This window comes from Gilliamella sp. Gris3-2, from assembly GCF_001690345.1.
GTDB classification, from domain to species: Bacteria; Pseudomonadota; Gammaproteobacteria; order Enterobacterales; family Orbaceae; genus Gilliamella; species Gilliamella bombi.
Map to the genome: position 1 here is coordinate 1 of NZ_LZHB01000060.1, position 840 is coordinate 840.

An 840-nucleotide genomic window follows, 5' to 3' on the forward strand; every position below is an offset into this window, starting at 1 on the left:
TTTTGGTCGTGATTTTATCGACTTTTGCGCCATTCCCCTCCACCGAGCCAATGCCACTTATGCGGCCTAAACCCTTACCTAAAGAAGGCTATCAACTCTTTTATTATGTAACCAATAATGGATTTGTTGTTAAAAATTCCTTTTATTATGTCAGTAAAAAGCGGCAGGTGATTTATCGTTATGACGCTGATCGTTATTTAGAGTTACAAGGCGAAAACTGCAGTGGATTGATTTGGTATCATGATGATAAAAATAATATTCATACCTTAATTACCAAACGATTTTATACAGCTTATCATTTACCGAAATTTAACTACTATAACCCTGGCAAACAGTATATTGCTATTCCCACCAATGATCTGTCCGATTTTGTTTTTTCAGTCGATGGTGGCAGACATTTTATAAAAGCGATGGTTTCCCCAATGGCAGCTGTACCAGGAGAAGAAGTTGATTATTTTATTGGGGTGGATGATTCGCCAATTCAAGCAATTTATGATTCAATTACTAAGTCTAATGAGCCTATTAGTGTTTCAGGTAATACCGGCTATTTTGTTTTAAAAAATGGTGAGGTAATATTTGGGGCTTCACATAATTATCGTGATTTTGATTATGAAAATGGTCTTTGGAATTTTCAGATTTTTTACCCATCAGCGGCATTTTCTGATAAAAGAGTTAGAGATGGCTCTAAGTTTGGTGCTTATAAAAAAATGCTCAATAATAAAGAATATCAATTACGGGTAAATTCAATAAAAAATCTAAAACCTGAACCTTATCAAGGTTGGGACAAAATACGTTGTGAGGTTGGGGCGGAAAGGTAATGATGATGTTAGCAATACTATC

General features: G+C 35.0%; 1 protein-coding gene. It reads left to right on the forward strand.

Annotation, left to right across the window (positions count from 1 at the left end; translation table 11 throughout):
* Window positions 1-818, forward strand: an 818-nt coding sequence (locus tag A9G32_RS13035; RefSeq protein WP_065640665.1) for a T6SS immunity protein Tli3 family protein, incomplete at its 5' end; no start/stop codon positions are given.
* Between the last annotated feature and the right edge of the window lie 22 nt (window positions 819-840).